This is a genomic window from Kitasatospora sp. McL0602, from assembly GCF_052076145.1.
In the GTDB taxonomy this organism is placed as follows: domain Bacteria; phylum Actinomycetota; class Actinomycetes; order Streptomycetales; family Streptomycetaceae; genus Kitasatospora.
In genome coordinates this window covers 3,584,457-3,602,438 of sequence record NZ_CP197246.1, presented here as the reverse complement: position 1 = coordinate 3,602,438, position 17,982 = coordinate 3,584,457, and the positions used below count along the sequence as shown (strand labels likewise).

16 protein-coding genes are annotated in these 17,982 nt (G+C 71.5%); 7 read left to right on the top strand and 9 right to left on the bottom strand.

Annotation, left to right across the window (positions count from 1 at the left end):
• Nucleotides 1-27 precede the first annotated feature (27 nt).
• The 6 genes from murJ (at nucleotide 28) to trxA (ending at nucleotide 7,835) form a co-directional block, all read left to right on the top strand.
• Entirely contained in the window at nucleotides 28-2,322 is a 2,295-nt protein-coding gene (gene murJ / locus ACR68M_RS16345) for a murein biosynthesis integral membrane protein MurJ (protein WP_441251241.1), read from the top strand.
• Nucleotides 2,323-2,599: 277 nt separating this feature from the next.
• Nucleotides 2,600-4,501, top strand: coding sequence for a protein kinase family protein (locus ACR68M_RS16340; RefSeq protein ID WP_441251240.1), 1,902 nt, complete (start codon nucleotides 2,600-2,602; stop codon nucleotides 4,499-4,501).
• A gap of 28 nt (nucleotides 4,502-4,529) precedes the next feature.
• A complete protein-coding gene (sigM, locus tag ACR68M_RS16335; RefSeq protein WP_441251239.1) occupies nucleotides 4,530-5,282 on the top strand; it encodes an RNA polymerase sigma factor SigM in 753 nt (250 codons plus the stop codon).
• Nucleotides 5,279-6,136 (top strand): anti-sigma factor family protein, encoded by an 858-nt coding sequence (locus tag ACR68M_RS16330; protein ID WP_441251238.1) that lies wholly within the window; start codon nucleotides 5,279-5,281, stop codon nucleotides 6,134-6,136. Before sigM ends, ACR68M_RS16330 begins: the two co-directional genes overlap by 4 nt.
• A 273-nt stretch (nucleotides 6,137-6,409) precedes the next feature.
• Nucleotides 6,410-7,375 carry a thioredoxin-disulfide reductase gene (gene trxB, locus ACR68M_RS16325; protein ID WP_441251237.1) on the top strand — a complete coding sequence of 322 codons (966 nt, stop codon included), beginning with the start codon at nucleotides 6,410-6,412 and terminating at the stop codon, nucleotides 7,373-7,375.
• A 133-nt stretch (nucleotides 7,376-7,508) separates the two neighbouring features.
• Entirely contained in the window at nucleotides 7,509-7,835 is a 327-nt protein-coding gene (trxA, locus tag ACR68M_RS16320; protein ID WP_441251236.1) for a thioredoxin, read from the top strand.
• An 83-nt stretch (nucleotides 7,836-7,918) separates the two neighbouring features.
• On the opposite strand, the gene ACR68M_RS16315 is transcribed toward trxA, so the two are convergent.
• The 9 genes from ACR68M_RS16315 to rpmH all read right to left on the bottom strand — a co-directional run bounded on the left by ACR68M_RS16315 (nucleotide 7,919) and on the right by rpmH (nucleotide 14,678).
• Nucleotides 7,919-8,536, bottom strand: a complete 618-nt coding sequence (locus tag ACR68M_RS16315) for a GNAT family N-acetyltransferase (RefSeq protein WP_441251235.1) — start codon at nucleotides 8,534-8,536, stop codon at nucleotides 7,919-7,921.
• A gap of 127 nt (nucleotides 8,537-8,663) precedes the next feature.
• Nucleotides 8,664-9,785 carry a ParB/RepB/Spo0J family partition protein gene (locus tag ACR68M_RS16310; RefSeq protein WP_441251234.1) on the bottom strand — a complete coding sequence of 374 codons (1,122 nt, stop codon included), beginning with the start codon at nucleotides 9,783-9,785 and terminating at the stop codon, nucleotides 8,664-8,666.
• A complete protein-coding gene (locus tag ACR68M_RS16305) occupies nucleotides 9,782-10,846 on the bottom strand; it encodes a ParA family protein (protein WP_441251233.1) in 1,065 nt (354 codons plus the stop codon). The genes ACR68M_RS16310 and ACR68M_RS16305 overlap by 4 nt, the downstream gene beginning before the upstream one ends.
• A gap of 138 nt (nucleotides 10,847-10,984) precedes the next feature.
• The gene (gene rsmG, locus ACR68M_RS16300; RefSeq protein ID WP_441251232.1) at nucleotides 10,985-11,770 is read right to left on the bottom strand and encodes a 16S rRNA (guanine(527)-N(7))-methyltransferase RsmG; all 786 of its coding nucleotides are present in this window, start codon (nucleotides 11,768-11,770) and stop codon (nucleotides 10,985-10,987) included.
• A 209-nt stretch (nucleotides 11,771-11,979) separates the two neighbouring features.
• Nucleotides 11,980-12,543, bottom strand: coding sequence for a Jag family protein (locus ACR68M_RS16295; RefSeq protein ID WP_441251231.1), 564 nt, complete (start codon nucleotides 12,541-12,543; stop codon nucleotides 11,980-11,982).
• A gap of 64 nt (nucleotides 12,544-12,607) precedes the next feature.
• Entirely contained in the window at nucleotides 12,608-13,777 is a 1,170-nt protein-coding gene (gene yidC, locus ACR68M_RS16290) for a membrane protein insertase YidC (RefSeq protein ID WP_441251230.1), read from the bottom strand.
• Nucleotides 13,778-13,780: 3 nt separating this feature from the next.
• Entirely contained in the window at nucleotides 13,781-14,095 is a 315-nt protein-coding gene (gene yidD / locus ACR68M_RS16285; RefSeq protein WP_045303235.1) for a membrane protein insertion efficiency factor YidD, read from the bottom strand.
• Complete coding sequence (rnpA, locus tag ACR68M_RS16280; RefSeq protein WP_441251229.1) at nucleotides 14,092-14,520, bottom strand: ribonuclease P protein component; 429 nt, start codon at nucleotides 14,518-14,520, stop codon at nucleotides 14,092-14,094. The genes yidD and rnpA overlap by 4 nt, the downstream gene beginning before the upstream one ends.
• Nucleotides 14,521-14,540: 20 nt before the next feature.
• Nucleotides 14,541-14,678, bottom strand: coding sequence for a 50S ribosomal protein L34 (gene rpmH / locus ACR68M_RS16275; protein WP_441251228.1), 138 nt, complete (start codon nucleotides 14,676-14,678; stop codon nucleotides 14,541-14,543).
• Nucleotides 14,679-15,205: 527 nt separating this feature from the next.
• On the opposite strand from rpmH, the gene dnaA reads away from it, so the two are divergent.
• Nucleotides 15,206-17,173 (top strand): chromosomal replication initiator protein DnaA, encoded by a 1,968-nt coding sequence (dnaA, locus tag ACR68M_RS16270; RefSeq protein WP_441251227.1) that lies wholly within the window; start codon nucleotides 15,206-15,208, stop codon nucleotides 17,171-17,173.
• Nucleotides 17,174-17,982: the final 809 nt, after the last annotated feature.

The following is a 17,982-nucleotide window of genomic DNA, read 5'->3' as shown; positions in this document are numbered from 1 at the left end:
GCCCACCCCGAGCAGCGAAGAGGTGGCATGAGCGAGCGGAGCGAGCAGCGGCCGCAGGCCCGCGGGCGTGACCAGTCGGCGGGCGCCGCCCCGGCGGGTGCCCCGCAGCCCGCCGAGCCCGCCCCCGCCGACTGGTACCTGACGGACACCTACGCGCAGGACCCGTTCGCCGCCGACGCCTACGGCACCGCCGCGCCGGACGACGACCCGTACGGCCTGCGGGCGGCCGCCCCACCCACGCCGCTGCCGCCCCTCCCCCCGCTTCCCCCGCTTCCCCCGCAGCAGAACGGCCACCCGGAGCCCGACCTGACCGCTCCGGCCACCCACTGGACCTCCCTCGCCCCGGTGACCGCCCCCGCGGCTCCCGCCGAGCCCCCCGAGGTCGCCGAGCCCGTGAGCACCGGCGGCTCCCCCTGGAACACCGAGACCACCGAGTACGTCGGCGTGGACGCCCTGCTCGGAGCCCGCGCAGCGGATGAGCCGCCCCGGGAGCAGCCCGAGGAGAAGCCCGCCGGGCCGGCCTTCGTGCCGCCCATCGAGTTCGACCCGCCGCTCTCCGAGGAGGAGGCCAACCTCCAGGTCGCCGCCGTCCAGCTGCCCCCGGCCGTCGTGGTGCCGGACGAGCCGCAGGCCCCCGCCGAGGAGGGCAGCCCCAGCAGCAGCAACGGCGGCGGCGGCAACCGCGTCGCCAGCCTACTGAACTCCAGCGCGATCATGGCGGCGGGCACCCTGGTCTCCCGGGGCACCGGCTTCCTGCGCACCATGGTCATCGCCGCCGCGATCGGCGTCGGCACCATGGGCGACTCCTACAACGCCGCCAACACCCTGCCGACCCTGCTCTACATCCTGATCGGCGGCGGCGCGCTGAACGCCGTCTTCGTGCCGCAGCTGGTCCGCAGCATGAAGCACGACGAGGACGGCGGCACCGCCTACGCTAACCGGCTGCTCACCCTGGTGATGACCGGCCTGGCCGGGGTCGCGTTCGTCGCCGTCGTCGCCGCCCCGCTGCTCGTCCAGCTCATCTCGCACTCCCTGATGAAGGACCCGGCCAGCGCCGACACCACCGTCGCGCTCGCCCGGTACTGCCTGCCGACCATCTTCTTCATGGGCGTGCACGTGGTGATGGGTCAGATCCTCAACGCCCGGGGACGCTTCGGCGCGATGATGTGGACACCCGTCCTCAACAACGTCGTGGTGATCTTCACCTTCGGGATGTACCTCTGGGTCTTCGGCACCTTCGAGCACAGCGAGGTCACCCCCGCGAGCGTCTCCCCCGAGGGCATCCGGCTGCTGGGCATCGGCACCCTGCTCGGCCTCGCCGTGCAGGCCCTGGCGATGGTCCCGTACCTGCGCGCCGCCGACTTCCGCTTCCGGCCCCGCTTCGACTGGCGCGGCCACGGCCTGGGCAAGGCCGCCCGGCTCGCCAAGTGGACCTTCCTCTTCGTGCTCGCCAACCAGGCGGGCTACCTCGTCGTCACCCAACTGGCCACCGCCGCCGGGGCCGACGCCGAGAAGGCCGGGTACCTCGGCGTCGGCCTGGCCGCGTACTCCAACGCCCTGCTGATCTGGCAGCTGCCGATGGCCGTCGTCACCGTCTCGGTGATGAGCGCCGTGCTGCCCCGGCTCTCCCGCGCCGCCGCCGACGAGGACCCGGGCGCCGTCCGCGACGACCTCAGCTACGGCCTGCGCACCTCGGCCGTCGCGATCGTGCCCGCCGCGTTCCTCTTCCTCGCCCTCGGCCCCGCCATCGGCGGCACGATCTACGGCCTCGGCAACGGCGGCTCCGTCGCCCACGGCTCCACCGCCGTCGGCTTCATGCTCTCCGCCTTCGCCCTCGGCCTGATCCCGTACTCCGTGCAGTACGTGCTGCTGCGCGGCTTCTACGCGTACGAGGACACCCGCACCCCGTTCTCCAACACCGTCTGGGTGGCCGGCTGCCAGGCCGTCACCGCCGTCCTCTGCTACCTGGTGCTGCCCGCCCAGTGGGCCGTCACCGGCATGGCCCTCGGCTACGGCGCCGCCTACGCGGTCGGCGTCGCCGTCGCCGTGCCCAAGCTCAAGGCGAAGATCGGCGGGCTCGACACCGGGCGGATCGCCAAGACGTACGTCCGGCTCGCGATCGCCTCGCTGCCCGCGGCCGCCCTCGGGGTGGCCGCCGGGCTGCTGCTCGGCGGGCTGATCCACGGCTGGCTGGGCAGTGTCGTCACCCTCGTCGTCGCGGGCGGGCTCCAGCTGGCCGTCTTCACGATCGTCGCCAAGCGGATGCGGATCGAGGAACTCAACGCGATGATCGGCATGGTGCGCAGCCGCCTCGGCCGCTGACCGGTTGACCGGTCGTCAGTACGGCCGCCCCGACGGCCCTGTGCTCCCTCAGGCGGCGGACACCGGGCCGGATTCGGCGAGATTCGTCGAATCCGGCCCGTTCGCAGGTGAGGACCCCTGTTGGTCACCCTGACGCAACCAACAGGCCCTCCATGCGGTCGTAGCAGGGGAGGAAGAGTGGGCACAATTGTCCTGGCACGCGACGGCTCCCCTGGCGGGGGTGCGTCGGCTGCCGACGTTCTCGGACCGGGGCGATACAAGGGGAGGCAGGACCACGGTGGCTGATGGCACCAAGGCAGTCGTCGACACGTCCGAGGCGGACGAGGCGGCGCTCGCCGTGGCGATCGGGGACACCCCCGACGCCGCGCCCCAGAACGCTCGAACCCAGCCCAGCCAACCCCCGGCCGTCGACACGGAGCCGGACAGCCCGACCGAGGCCACCGCCCCGCTCTCCACCGCCGAGATCGCCGCCGAACTGGCGGTCGGTGCCGAGCCGCTCGCCGACCCGGACGCCGATCACGACACCGACGCCGACACCGACGCCGACACTGGCACCGACACCGACGCGGACACCGGCTCGCTCCCGGTGCTCCTCCCCGCCCCGCTGCGCCACAGCGGCGACAAGGTCGGCGGCCGCTACCGGCTGGAGGAGTGCATCACCCAGTCGGAGGCGTTCAGCAGCTGGCGGGCCGTCGACGAGAAGCTCCGCCGCGCCGTCGGCGTCCACCTGCTCGCCGCCGGGCACCAGCGCGCCGGCGCCGTGCTCGCCGCCGCCAAGGCCGCCGCCCTGCTCGGCGACCCGCGCTTCGTCCAGGTGCTCGACGCCGTGCAGGAGGGCGAGCTCGTCTACGTCGTCCGCGAGTGGCTCCCGGAGGCCGCCGACCTCGCCCAGCTGCTCGCCGACGGGCCGCTGGAGCCGTACGACGCGTACCAGATGGTCCGTCAGGTCACCGAGGCGATCGCCGCCACCCACCGACGCGGGCAGGCCCACCTGCGCCTCACCCCGAGGTGCGTGCTGCGCACCGACTCGGGCCAGTACCGGATCAACGGCATCGCCGTCGACGCCGCCCTGCGCGGCCTCCCGACCGACGACTCCGAGCTGACCGACACCCGTGCCGTCGGCGCCCTGCTGTACGCCGCGCTGACCCACCGCTGGCCCTACCCCGAGGACCGGTACGACCTCCAGGGCCTGCCCAAGGACCTCGGCTGCGTACCGCCCGACCAGGTCAAGGCGGGCGTCCACAAGGGCCTCTCCGAGCTCTGCGCACGGGCACTCTGCGAGCAGCCGCCGCACCACCTGGAGCCGATCACCAGCCCCGAGCAGCTGGCCAAGGCGATCGCCCTGATGCCCAAGGTCCGTCAGCCCGAGCCGCCCCCGCCGCCCGCCTTCACCCCGCCCGCCTTCAGCGCTCCCCGGTACCCCGAGGCGACCACCGTCCTCCCGAAGCACCTGAGCCACCCGGGGCACCAGGGCCGGCCCGGTCACCCCGGTCAGCCGGGCCGACCCGATCAGGCGGCCCCGCCGCGCCCCCGGCGGCGCGGGCGTCGGCGCCGCCTGATCAGGATCGCCAAGTGGGCGGGCTCGGCCGTCGCACTGGCGGCCATCGGCATCGGCTCCTGGCAGCTCGTCACGCACCTCAGCAACTCCACCCAGGACAGCGGCACCACCCACACCGGCACCGTGCAGAGCTCCTCGCCGCTGCCCGTCGTCCCCAGCGGAGCCCCGCTGAAGATCGCCGGCGTCCAGGGGTTCAACGCCCTGGGTGACCTGCCTGAGCACGCCGACACCGTCGGCAACACCGTCGACGGCAACCCGGACACGCTCTGGCAGACCGCCGGATACCAGGACCCGTTCTCCTCGAAGTGGAAGGAGGGCACCGGTCTGCTGGTCGACCTCGGCTCGGCGCACAACGTCTCCTCGGTCCACGTCCAGCTGAGCGGCGCCACCACGGTCGAACTCCGGGCCACCCCTGCCTCGACCGGCAGTGCCCCCGCCGCCAGTCCTTCGGGGCTCGCCGTCTTCGGCAGCAGCGTCGCCAAGGCGACCGGCACCGAGGTCGATCTCAGGCCTGCCCACGCAGTCAACACCCGCTACCTCTTGATCTGGCTGACCGCCCTGCCCAAGGATGTGGAGGGCAAGTACCAGGGCCGGGTGGCCGAGATCAAGGTCACCGGCTGATCCGCCGGACGTGAGGGGAGGCAGCGCAATGGAGGCAGCCTCCCCGGACGCGAGCTCGCACGACGCGCACCACCTGAACGACCCGCACGACCTCGACAGCCTCGGCGACGCCGATCTGCTCGCCCGGCACGCGGCAGGCGACCCGGATGCCTTCGGAGTCATCGTCCGCCGCCACCGGGACCGCCTCTGGGCCGTCGCCCTCCGCACCCTCGGTGACCGCGAGGAGGCCGCTGACGCCCTCCAGGACGCCCTGGTCTCCGCCTTCCGCGCCGCCCACACCTTCGAGGGCCGGTCCGCCGTCACCACCTGGCTGCACCGCATCGTCGTCAACGCCTGCCTGGACCGTGCCCGCCGCTCGGCCGCCCGCCCCACCCGCTCGCTGGACGAGAGCCCCGGCAGCCCGGAGACCCTCCTCGGCACCACCGAAGGTGCCGACGCGCCGGTCGTCCGCGCCGAGCTCCGCCACGAGGTGACCACCGCGCTGGCGGCCTTGCCGGTCGAGCAGCGCGCCGCGCTCGTCCTGGTCGACATGCAGGGCTACCCCGTCGCCGAGGCCGCCGAGCTGCTCGGTGTGCCCGTCGGCACCGTCAAGAGCCGCTGCGCCCGAGGCCGGGCGAGGCTGCTGCCGCTGGTGCGCCACCTGCGCTCGGTTTCACGTGAAACCAACGCTGTTTCACGTGAAACCGACCCGGCAGGGAACCCGACCGGCCCCGGCTCCGTCCCAGCAGCGGCCGCCCCGAGCCCCGCCCAGGTACTGGAAGGAGACGTGACCTCACGATGACGTCCACCCAGCACCCGGACACCCAGCACCCGGACATCGAAGTCCTCGCGGACCTCACCGAGGACCTCCTCCCCCCGGACGAGGCAGCGGCCGTCCGCACCCACCTCGACGGCTGCGCCGACTGCGCCGACACCGTCGCCGCCCTCGTCGAGGTGCAGGAGCTGCTCGGCAACGCCCCCGCTCCCCCGCTGCCCGCCGAGATCGCCACCCGGATCGACGCCGCCCTGGCCGCCGAGACGGAAGCCCGCGTCGCAGCCCCGAGGCCGACACCCACGACCGCACCGAAGCCAGGACCGAAGCCCGTACCGAAGCCCGCCATCGCCCCGCCCGGCGCCCGGACCGACAGCAGCGGCCCCGGTCGGCCCCGGCGGCGGCGCCGTGCCCTGCTGGGCCTGGGCGCCGTCGGCCTGGCCGCCACCCTCGGGCTCGGCCTGTTCCTGCTGCAGCAGCCCCAGCACCCCACTGGCGGCACGGCCGCCGCCAGCGCCGCCGTCGCCAAGCCCGCCGCCGGCGGCCTGCCCAGCTACACCGACGCCGGTCTGGCCGGGCAGATCCACCAGCTGCTGGAGGGCAGGGACGCCCGGACGTCACTCGCCCCGAATTCCGGGCAGAGCGAGCACAGCACTGCCAGCACTCCCAAGCTCGCGAACGGGGCCCAGCCCGACTGCTCCGCCGAGGCCACCGGCCACTCCGAGGCACCGCTCGCCGAGGCCCCGGGCAGCTACGCGGGCAGCGCGGTGACCGTCCTGGTGTACCCGCTGGCCGGCCACAGCGACCAACTGGACGTCTACCTCGTCACACCGTCCTGCCCGGGGGCGACCCTGGTGCTCCACCGCGCCGTCCCCGCGCCCTGACGCCCGCCGTCAGCTCGCCCCGGCCCGCCGAGCTCCTGACATTGTCGGAGCCACTCGGCGGGCCGTACGGCCGTCGGTACGCCGCGTTGGCCTGCACGCTCGGGTGACCGGGCGGTGGGACGTCACAGCCCACCCCTCGGGCGGCTGCTGCGAGGACCCCTGGGAATGAGCGACACTGGTGAGTCGTTGTCCCGGGCGGCGGAGCAGGAGCGCCCTCCCCGTAGAAGCGCCCATACCGCGGTCCAGGCCGTGTGATGCGAACCAGGAGATGCAGTGAGCGACGTCCGTAACGTGATCATCATCGGCTCCGGCCCCGCCGGATACACCGCCGCGCTCTACACCGCCCGAGCCTCCCTCCAGCCGCTGGTCTTCGAGGGTGCCGTCACCGCCGGCGGTGCGCTGATGAACACCACGGAGGTCGAGAACTTCCCCGGCTTCCGGGACGGCATCATGGGCCCCGAGCTGATGGACAACATGCGGGCCCAGGCCGAGCGCTTCGGCGCCGAGCTCATCCCGGACGACATCGTCGAGGTCGACCTCACCGGCGACATCAAGACCGTCACCGACTCCGAGGGCAACGTGCACCGCGCCCGCGCGATCATCGTCACCACCGGCTCCCAGCACCGCAAGCTCGGCCTGCCCCGCGAGGACGTGCTCTCGGGCCGCGGCGTCTCCTGGTGCGCGACCTGCGACGGCTTCTTCTTCCGCGACCAGGACATCGCCGTCGTCGGCGGCGGTGACACCGCACTGGAGGAGGCCACCTTCCTCTCCCGCTTCGCCCGCAGCGTGACCGTCATCCACCGCCGTGACAGCCTGCGCGCCTCCAAGGCCATGCAGGAGCGCGCCTTCGCCGACCCGAAGATCAGCTTCGCCTGGGACAGCGCCGTCGAGGCCATCCACGGCGACCCCAAGCTGACCGGTGTCACCCTCCGCGACACCACCACCGGCGAGCTGCGCGAGCTGCCCGTCACCGGCCTCTTCATCGCGATCGGCCACGACCCGCGCACCGAGCTCTTCAAGGGCCAGCTGGAGCTCGACGCCGAGGGCTACCTCAAGGTCGAGGCCCCCTCCACCCGGACGAACATCCCCGGCGTCTTCGGTGCCGGTGACGTCGTCGACCACACCTACCGCCAGGCGATCACCGCCTCCGGCACCGGCTGCTCCGCGGCCCTGGACGCCGAGCGCTACCTCGCCTCGCTGGCCGACCTGGAGGCCCAGGCCGCCACCGTCGCGGTCTGAGCCACCGCCCCGCACACCCGGCCCCCGCGAGGGGGCTGAAACAGAACAGCAGCCTTGGTTGTTGTCCACCCCATAGGTGCCCATCGGCAGTCCAGCCCGAGCAGCACTCGTCCGCAACCATTTAGGAGTTCCCGTGGCCGGCGCCACCCTTACCGTGACCGACGAGACCTTCGACGCCGAGGTCCTCAAGAGCGACAAGCCCGTCCTGGTCGACTTCTGGGCCACCTGGTGCGGCCCGTGCCGCCAGGTCGCCCCGATCCTCGAGGAGATCGCGGACGAGCACGGCGACAAGCTGCGGATCGTCAAGATCGACGTCGACGCCAACCAGGAGACGGCGGCGGCCTACCAGGTCATCTCCATCCCGACGCTGAACGTCTACCAGGGCGGCCAGCTGGTGAAGAGCATCACCGGTGCCCGCCCGAAGGCCGCCCTGCTGCGCGAGCTGGCCGAGTACCTCTAAGCACCACCCACGAACAGGCACCACCCACGGAGGCGGTCCCCCCGGAGTTCCGGGAGGACCGCCTCCGTGCTTCCCCGACAGGATCAGAACGGCCGCAGCGCGGGCTCCTTCCGAGCCCCGCCGAGCAGCCGCTCCAACGCCGTCTCCACATCGCCCTTCCAGGAGAGCGCCGTCCTCGCCTCCAACCGCAGCCGGGGGTACCGGTGGTGCGGGCGTACGGTCTTGAAGCCCACCGCCAGCAGATGATCGGCCGGTAGCACACAGCTCGGCGTCTGGCGGCCGACCGCCCCGAACGCCTCCACCGCCTTGAAGCCCCGGCCGACCAGATCCTTCACCACCGTCTGCACCAACACCCGCCCCAGCCCCTGCCGCTGGTAGCCCGGCAGCACCCGGCTCACCATCAGCTGCACCGCGTCGGGCGACACCGGACTGGTCGGGAAGGCCAGTGAGCGCGGTACGTAGGCGGGCGGCGCGTACAGCACGTACCCCGCCGGGACGTCGTCCACATAGACGATCCGACCGCAGGAGCCCCACTCCAGCAGCACGGCGGAGATCCAACTCTCCTTCTCCGCCTCCGCCTTCCCCGATTCGACGGCCGCCTTGGCACTGACCGGGTCCAGCTCCCAGAACACACAGGACCGACAGGTCGTCGGGAGATCCGCAAAGTTGTCCAGCGTCAGCGGAGCGATCCTGCGTCCCACGCCCGCACCTCCTCCTCGGCCCCGGACGGGGCGCCACACCACCGAGCTTCCTCCCAAAACGGAGCGGGTGCAGGTTTCACGTGAAACAACCACGTGGAACCCGCACCCGCTCGCGCCGAGGAGAAGATCAGCTCTGCGACAGCCGCAGACCTTCCTCACCCGGCGCCAGACTGTCCAGGATCCGGTTCAGGTCCTCCACCGAGGCGAACTCCAGGACGACCTTGCCCTTGCCGAGCTTGCCGCCCCGCTGCGAGACCTCGACCTTCACCCGGGTGTCGAACCGGTCCGAGAGCCGCCCGGCCAGGTCGTTGAAGGCCGGCGAGATCAACCGGCCCGCCTTCGGCCCGGCGCCGCGCTGCGGCTTCTCGTCCTGGTCCATCACCGCGACGATCTCCTCGGTGGTCCGCACCGAGAGCCCCTCCGCGATGATCCGCCGCGCCAGCTGGTCCTGCCGCTCGCCGTCCGGCACCCCCAGCAGCGCCCGCGCGTGCCCCGCCGTCAGCACCCCGGCCGCCACCCGCCGCTGCACGGCCGGAGAGAGCCGCAGCAGCCGCAGCGTGTTGGAGACGTGCGAGCGCGAACGCCCGATCCGGTCCGCCAGCTCGTCGTGCGTGCAGGAGAAGTCCTGGAGCAGCTGGTCGTACGCGGCAGCCTCCTCCAGCGGGTTCAGCTCCGCCCGGTGCAGGTTCTCCAGCAGCGCGTCCAGCAGCAGCTTGTCGTCGTCCGTCGCCCGGACGATCGCGGGGATCAGCTCCAGACCGGCCTCCCGGGAGGCCCGCCAGCGCCGCTCGCCCATGATCAGCTCGAACCGGTCGGCGGAGACCTGACGCACCACCACCGGCTGGAGCAGACCCACCTCCTTGATCGAGGCGACCAGCTCGGCCAGCTTGTCCTCGTCGAAGACCTCACGCGGCTGACGCGGGTTCGGCGTGATCGAGTCCAGCGGCAGCTCCGCGAAGCGTGCCCCCTCGACCGGGCTCAGCGCCGTCTCCTGCGCACCCCGGCCGTGCACCTCCCGCCGCTGCACCCCGGCCAGCTGCTCCCGGGTGCTCTCGGCCGCCACCTTCGCCGCGACGGTGCCCCGCTCGGTCGGCAGCACCGGCACCGCGGCCGGGGACACCGCACCGGCACCCACAGCCGTCGGCCCGCCCGACCGCGCGGGGGCGACCGTCGGCGCGGTCGCCGCCGGGGCAGCCGCCGGGATCAGTGCCCCGAGCCCTCGTCCGAGTCCCCTGCGCCCACCACTCACCGGTTGTCCTCCATCGTGCCGTGCTGTGCCATCGGGGCGCCGCCCCGCTGCTGCCCCACCGAAGCCGCGCCCTGCTGCGCCCCGGCCGCCCGGAGCCCGAGCTCGCGGGCCGCCTCCAGGTAGGAGAGCGCACCGGTGGAACCCGGATCATAGGTCAGCACGGTCTGCCCGTAGCTCGGCGCCTCGGAGATCCGGACGGAGCGAGGGATGGCCGTCCGCAGCACCTCCTCGGGGAAGTGCGTCCGGACCTCCTCCGCCACCTGGGCCGCGAGCCGGGTACGGGCGTCGTACATGGTGAGCAGGATGGTGGAGACGTGCAGCTGCTGGTTGAGGTGCTGCCGGACGAGTTCGACGTTCTTCAGCAGCTGGCCGAGCCCCTCCAGCGCGTAGTACTCGCACTGGATCGGGATCAGCACCTCCCGGCCGGCGACCAGGGCGTTGACCGTGAGCAGCCCGAGCGAGGGCGGGCAGTCGATCAGGATGTAGTCGAGCGGCTGCTCGTAGGCGGCGATCGCCCGCTGGAGCCGGCTCTCGCGGGCCACCAGCGAGACCAGCTCGATCTCGGCGCCCGCCAGGTCGATCGTCGCGGGGACGCAGAACAGCCCCTCGACCTCGACCACCGGCTGCACCACGTCGGCGAGCGGCTTGCCCTCGACCAGTACGTCGTAGATCGACGGCACCTCGGCGTGGTGGTCGATGCCGAGCGCGGTGGAGGCGTTGCCCTGCGGGTCGAGGTCGACCACCAGGACGCGCAACCCGTGCATCGCCAGCGAGGCCGCCAGGTTGACGGTGGTGGTGGTCTTCCCCACCCCGCCCTTCTGGTTGGCCACCACGATCACCCGGGTCGCAGCGGGCCTGGGCAGCCCCTCGCCGGCCCGCCCGATGGCCTGCACCGCAGCCCGCGCGGCGCGCTCGATGGGCGTGTCATCGATCTGGTCGATGGTCTCCGAGTCCTGCATGGGGGTCAGTGTTTCACGTGAAACCGGAGCGGCAACAGTCACCGCCCGGCTGCGATGGAGGATGCCGGAAAGCAGGGAGCGACGTTTCACAGGAAACACCATGCCCACAATGTCGCAAATCTGACGGTGCGACACTCCGACCACCCCGGGTGACCAGCCCGGACGCCCCAGCGCCTGCGGCGTACTCTCACCCAGCGCCTGAGCCGACCCTCTGAGTCAGCGCCTGCGGCGTACCGTGACTCAGCGCCTACGGCGTCCGGCGCCGCGCCCTGCCTCGCCGGGCTTGGCGGCCCGCCCCGCCCGAGCCGCCTTGGCCCGCCGGGTGGCGGCCTTCACCCCGCCGGGGCTCTCCCCCGCCTCGACCCGGACGACCTTGGTCGAGGTCTCCAACGTGCCCTCGCCGACGGCGATCACCGACCACTTCACGGCGCCCAGCTTCGTCAGCGCGGAGCGCGACTCGGCGAGCTCCTGCTCGGCGGTGTCACCCTTGAGCGCGAGCATCTGCCCGTACGGGCGCAGCAGCGGAAGGCCCCAGCCCGCCAGCCGCTCCATCGGCGCCACCGCACGGGCCGTCACCACGTCCACCGCGAGCTTGCCGACCATCTCCTCGGCCCGGCCGCGCAGCACCGTCACGTTGTCGAGGCCGAGCTCGCGGACGACCTCCTCCAGGAAGGTCGTCCGGCGCAGCAGCGGCTCCAGCAGCGTCACCGAGACGTCCGGACGGGCCATCGCCACCGGGATGCCCGGCAGCCCGGCGCCCGAGCCGACGTCGCAGAGCGAGGCGCCCTTGGGCAGCAGCTCGGCCAGCACCGCGCAGTTGAGCACGTGGCGGTCCCAGAGTCGGGGCACCTCACGGGGGCCGATCAGGCCGCGCTGCACCCCCGCCGTCGCCAGCAGCTCCGTGTAGCGGGCGGCGACCGGGTACCGGTCACCGAAGATCTCCCTCGCCACGGCCGGCGCCTCGGGCAGACCCTGGGGGCCGCCTTCCGCCGGGGTGCCCTCGGTCGCCACGCCGTCCGTGCTCATCTCAGCCTCTCCGCTCACCGAATCCACCCACCGCACTCGCCCACTGTTTCACGTACGCCTTGTTTCACGTGAAACAGCGCACGCGAAACACTGCTCCCAACTGCTCCCAACGGCTCCGCCCGGACCGGTACAGGGTCCGGACCGGTACCAGGCTCCGTACGGACGACGACCCCGCCCGCAGAGCGCGGGCGGGGTCGGTCGACAGAACCTCAGACCGGCAGGACGACCACACAGCGCTGGGGCTCCTCGCCCTCCGACTCGCTGCGCAGACCGGCTGCCGCCACCGCGTCGTGGACGACCTTGCGCTCGAACGGCGTCATCGGGCGGAGCTTGACCTGCTCGCCCGTGCTCTTCGCCTGCTCGGCCGCCTTGCTGCCGAGCTCCGCCAGCTCCGACCGCTTGCGCGCCCGGAAGCCCGCGATGTCCAGCATGAGGCGGCTGCGCTCGCCGGTCTCGCGGTGCACCGCCAGGCGGGTCAGCTCCTGGAGTGCCTCCAGCACCTCACCGTCCTGGCCGACCAGGCGCTGCAGGGTCCGGTCGTTGCCGTCACCGACGATGGACACCAGAGCGCGGTCGCCCTCGACGTCCATGTCGATGTCACCGTCGAGGTCGGCGATGTCGAGCAGACCCTCCAGGTAGTCGGCCGCGATGTCGCCCTCCTGCTCCAGGCGGGAGACGAGGCTGTCCTCACCGGTCGAGGTCTCGACGGTCACGGTCTCGTCGGTCGCAGCCTCGGCCTCGGCCGGACGGGCGGAGGTGGTGCCTTCCGTCACTGATGGACTCCTTCAGGGATGGGCCCTTGGGTGGGGCCGAGAACGAAGATCGAGGAGAAGTCGCTCAGGACTTCTTCTTCGGCCGCTGGCCGCCCTGCTGCCCGCTGCCCTGCTGCCCGCCGCGCTTCGGCTGCTGGCGCGCACCCGGCTTGGCGGCGCCGCCGCCCGCCTTGCCCGCACCGGCCTTCGGAGCCTCGACCGGGGTCTCCTCCGGCGCCTCGTCCTGCGGGGCCGCGTCCTCGGTCTCCTTGACCAGGTGGACGGCACCCTGCTGACGCTGGGCCTTGGTCTGCTTGCGCGGCTGCTGCCGGCGCACCTGCACCGCCGACTCGACGGCGTCCTCGGCCGTCGCCTGGGCGCTCTTGGTGGTGCCACCGCCGCCGGAGATCTTCGCCAGCAGGCTGACCTTCTTGATCGAGCCGTCCGGGTTCAGCCGGCCCTGCTTCTTCAGGCGGGCCTGCCGCTCGGCGAAGGCCTGGCTGCCGGGCGTCGGGTTGTTGCGGATGACGATCAGCTGCTGGCCCATCGACCAGACGTTGGTGGTGAGCCAGTAGACCAGCACACCGACCGGGAAGTTGATGCCCATCACGGCGAACATGACCGGGAAGACGTACATCAGCATCTTCTGCTGCTGCATGAACGGCGTCTTGACCGTGAGGTCCATGTTCTTGGTCATCAGCTGGCGCTGCGTGATGAACTGCGAGGCCGACATCATGATGATCATCACCGCGGTGACGATCTTGACGCTGGTCTCGCTGGTGTGGACGAAGGTGGCCGACAGCGGCGCACCGAAGATGTGCGCCTGCTGGGCGCTCGCCAGCAGATCGCCCTTGATGACGCCGATCGGCTTGTTGTTGGCGACCGAGCTCAGCACCCCGTAGAGGGCGGTGAAGAACGGCATCTGCACCAGGATCGGAAGGCAGCTCGAGAAGGGGTTGGTACCCGCCTCCTTGTAGAGCTTCATCATCTCTTCGGACTGGCGCTGCTTGTCGTTCTTGTAGCGCTCCTGGATGGCCTTCATCTTCGGCTGGATAGCCTGCATGGCCCGGGTCGACTTGATCTGCTTCACGAAGAGCGGAATCAGGCAGATCCGGATGACGACCACCATGGAGGCGATCGCGAGGCCCCAGGCCCAACCACCGTTCGGGTCGAAGACGTGGCTGTACAGCGAGTGGAACTGGACAATGATCCAGGACACCGCGGTGTACAGAGGGTTGAGGAAGGACCAGGTCACCGGTCAGACTCCTTGGACATCGGGCTTGGCCACCGGCTCAGGCCCGGCGGTCCCGCTCTTCGGGCTCAGCAGATCGCGCAGCCGACGGTGCCAGACCGGGTGCTTGCGCGGCGGAACATGATCGACCCCGCCGGGTGACCACGGGTTGCAGCGCAGGATGCGCCACGCGGTCAGGCCACTGCCCTTGACCGCGCCGTGCACCCGCACCGCTTCGTACCCGTAATGCGAGCACGAGGGGTAGTACCGGCAGACCGGGCCGAGCAGTGGACTGATCGTCCACTGGTAGAGCCTGATCAGCCCCATCAGCAGGTACTTCATCGCCCTGCTCCCGTCGGCGCACTGCCGGTCGGATCGACCTTGAGCAGCCGCCGCAGCGCCGCCTCCAGGTCGTGCTCAAGTTCCGGATACGTGGCTGTCCCGGCCGGGGGCAACGCGCGTACCACTATCAGGCTACCTGCGGGCAACCTCGCCAGATGATCCCGGACGAGGTGACGCAGACGGCGCTTCACCAGGTTGCGGACGACCGCAGGGCCGACGGCCTTGCTCACGACGAAACCCGCACGCGCCGAAGGTAGCCCCTCGGCGACGTGCGGGCGGGAGTCGCTGGTCCGGTCCGTCTGCCCCTGGCTCTCGCCACCTCTGCTGAGGTGGACGACCAGCAGCGGCCGGCCGGCTCGACGACCACGTTTCACCGCGGTCGCGAAGTCCTGGCGCCGCCGCAGCCGATTCTCGGAGGGCAGCACTGCAGACCCCTGACGCAGATTTACGCGGAGATCTCGGTGCGGCCCTTGCCACGGCGAGCCGCCAGGATGGCGCGGCCGGCGCGGGTACGCATCCGCAGCCGGAAGCCGTGGGTCTTGGCGCGACGACGGTTGTTCGGCTGGAAGGTGCGCTTGCTCACTCGGGGGCTCCTGGGGTGAATCGAAGGATGACGGGCTTATCGCTTGGCCGTCACCGTGCGTCCGCGTGATCCCCTCCCACTGGGCTTCCAGAGAGAGGCGGCCCGGCCCCAACGACCCAGGTCGGCTGGGGTTTGAGGCAATCCACGGCGCCCGTGCTGCGCGCCTTATGGAAGCGGGTGGACCCGCGGACATGCGGCAGCGGCCATCGACAACTCGACCTGGTCACGGTACGCGGGCAGAGGCCGGAGGGTCAAACCGGCCGGCTTCACGGAAGCCGCCGGAGGCTCCCCGGGGCACTGCCGATCATGATAGTGGCCAAGCCCCACAAGGCCGACGCCCGGCTCGAACGGCCGTACCCTGGCCTTGAGCCCGCTCGCCCACAGCCTGTGGACAACAACTTGAATCAGCTCTGTCCGCTGACTACCGTTGCAGGACTTGTCTGGTTTGTTCATCCACACCGGACCCATCGACCCCCAGCAAGAGTCCTTTGACACCCCCCTGCCGGGGAACGAGAAAGCGTGCACCAGTGGCTGATGTCAACAGCGATCTCGTCGTGGTCTGGGCGAGGGTCGTCGAGCGGCTGGTCAACGACACGAGCGTCGGGGACAAGGACAAGGCCTGGGTGCGGCGGACCCAGCCGATGTGGATGATGCACGACACCGCCCTGCTCGCGGCGCCCAACGAGTTCGCCAAGCAGGTGCTCGAGGGCCGCCTGATGCCGCAGCTGAGTGAGACGCTGAGCCGTGAGTTCGGCCGCCCCGTCCGGATCGCCGTGATGGTGGACGCCAACGCGGTGCCGCCCGCCGCCGCTCCGGCCCCGGCCGAGGCGCCCGCGCCGGAGCCTCCGCAGGAGGAGTGGCCGCAGCAGCAGTACCGCGAGGAGCCCGGCTACGGCGCCCGCGAGACCGGCCGCTGGCCGACCGCCGAGAGCTACCAGGAGCGGGACTACGGCCGCGCCTACGACCAGTCCCGCGAGCCGGAGTACGGCCGCGGCCGCTACGACACGGCCGGCTACGACCAGCGGCCCGACCCGTACGCGAGCGAGCAGCCCGGCTCCGAGCGGCCGGACCCCTACCGCAGCGAGCCGTCGGGCTCCGAGCGGCCGGACCCGTACCGGAGCGAGCAGCCCGGCCCGGAGCAGGCGGACCCGTACCGCAGCGAGCAAGCCGGCTGGGCCGAGCCCGGCTCCCGGGAGGGGAACGGGCAGGGGGATCTCTTCGGCGGTGCCTACGGCGCCCCCGGCGGCGACCGGCCCCGGCCGGGCCCGGCGGGGCGGCGGCCGGTCATGCTGCCGCGCACCCCGGTGGCCCAGCCCGGCCCCGGCTCGCTGCTGCCCGACACCCGGCCCCAGGGCGAGCCCCCGGCCCGGACCGGCGGCGGCCCGCCGGAGCGCACCCCGAGCCCGGGGGTGCCCGCACCGCCCGGTGCTCCCCCGGCCGGCGGCTCCCGCAAGGACGAGCCCGCCGCCCGCCTCAACCCGAAGTACCTCTTCGACACCTTCGTGATCGGCGCGAGCAACCGCTTCGCGCACGCGGCGGCCGTCGCCGTCGCCGAGGCCCCGGCCAAGGCGTACAACCCGCTCTTCATCTACGGCGAGTCCGGGCTCGGCAAGACCCACCTGCTGCACGCCATCGGGCACTACTCGCGCAGCCTCTACCCGGGCACCCGGGTGCGGTACGTGAGCTCGGAGGAGTTCACCAACGAGTTCATCAACTCGATCCGGGACGGCAAGGCGGACGCGTTCCGCAAGCGGTACCGGGACATGGACATCCTGCTCGTGGACGACATCCAGTTCCTGGCGAGCAAGGAGTCGACGCAGGAGGAGTTCTTCCACACCTTCAACACGCTGCACAACGCCAACAAGCAGATCGTGCTCTCCTCCGACCGGCCGCCCAAGCAGCTGATCACGCTGGAGGACCGGCTCCGCAACCGCTTCGAGTGGGGGCTGATCACCGACGTCACCCCGCCGGAGCTGGAGACCCGGATCGCGATCCTGCGAAAGAAGGCGATCCAGGAGCAACTCAACGCTCCGGCCGACGTGTTGGAGTTCATCGCGTCCCGGATCACCCGGAACATCCGGGAGCTGGAGGGCGCGCTGATCCGCGTCACGGCCTTCGCCAACCTGAACCGGGCGCCGGTCGACCTGGAGCTCGCCGGGATCGTCCTGAAGGACCTCATCCCCGGCGGGGACGAGGACGCCGGGCCGGAGATCACGGCGCAGGTCATCATGCAGCAGACGGCCGCGTACTTCGGGCTGGGTGTGGACGACCTCTGCGGCTCCTCGCGCAGCCGGGTGCTGGTGACGGCCCGCCAGATCGCCATGTACCTGTGCCGGGAGCTGACCGACCTGTCGCTGCCGAAGATCGGCGCCCAGTTCGGCGGCCGCGACCACACCACCGTGATGCACGCCGACCGGAAGATCCGCTCGCTGATGGCCGAGCGGCGCTCGATCTACAACCAGGTCACCGAGCTGACCAATCGCATCAAGAGCTGAAGCGCCCCGCACGCGCGGGTCGAAGCGGGGTGAAGGGGAGTCAGGGCAGCCGCCCTGGGCTCCCCTTCGGCGTTCCTGGCGCCCTCCGAGCCTGTGGGGAGCCTGGGAGCCCCGGACGGGTGCGGGGAGGTGTGGTGGGCCGGAATCCAGGGCAGGAATCGATCCGTAGGCGTCGCGGGCCCGGCCGGCGGTGACGCCGCAGGTGACATCGCGACAGCTCCGAGGCTCCGCCGAACATCTGACCAGCAATTCGAACAGGTCAGGGCCGGATGGCGGTAATCCACAGGATCGGGTGGTTTTTCCCCGTCCACACCCCTGGGGGCTCCGAGTTATCCAGACTTCCTCCACAGGCACGTCGCGGCTACGCTCTTCCGCGCAGGTCAGGCCCCTGTGTACTTGTGCACAACCGTTATCCACAGGCTGTGGACAGTTGGCGGACCGTCAGACGGCCGAATGGGTTATCCACCGGTTGTCCCCAGGGAAGCGGCGGTTATCCCCAGGTTCTCCACAGCACGGTCCACAGTTCGACAACATTGGGGAAGTGTTCACCGCCCGGTGTGAAAGGCGTCACGTGACGTTGACAGCGGCCGGTGGATAACCGGGTCATGATCTGGGGACGGAGCTGGGGATAACCTGTGGATACCCTGAGTGCCCTGTGGGTAACTCAGAGTTCTCCACAGCGGCCCTAGTTTTTCCACACCCCGGGTCCACAGGCCCTGTGGACAGAAAACAGGGTCTGACCTGCGAAAACGGGGTTATCCACGGTATCCACAGGCCCTACTACTACCACTACACCTATAGACACCTGG

Excerpts from the sequence above, each read along its gene's own strand:
- rsmG (WP_441251232.1), bottom strand. The coding sequence starts at position 11,770 with ATGAGCACGGACGGCGTGGCGACCGAGGGCACCCCGGCGGAAGGCGGC.
- ACR68M_RS16330 (WP_441251238.1), top strand. The coding sequence starts at position 5,279 with ATGACGTCCACCCAGCACCCGGACACCCAGCACCCGGACATCGAAGTC.
- sigM (WP_441251239.1), top strand. The coding sequence starts at position 4,530 with ATGGAGGCAGCCTCCCCGGACGCGAGCTCGCACGACGCGCACCACCTG.
- murJ (WP_441251241.1), top strand. The coding sequence starts at position 28 with ATGAGCGAGCGGAGCGAGCAGCGGCCGCAGGCCCGCGGGCGTGACCAG.
- ACR68M_RS16305 (WP_441251233.1), bottom strand. The coding sequence starts at position 10,846 with ATGGTGTTTCCTGTGAAACGTCGCTCCCTGCTTTCCGGCATCCTCCAT.
- yidD (WP_045303235.1), bottom strand. The coding sequence starts at position 14,095 with ATGAAGTACCTGCTGATGGGGCTGATCAGGCTCTACCAGTGGACGATC.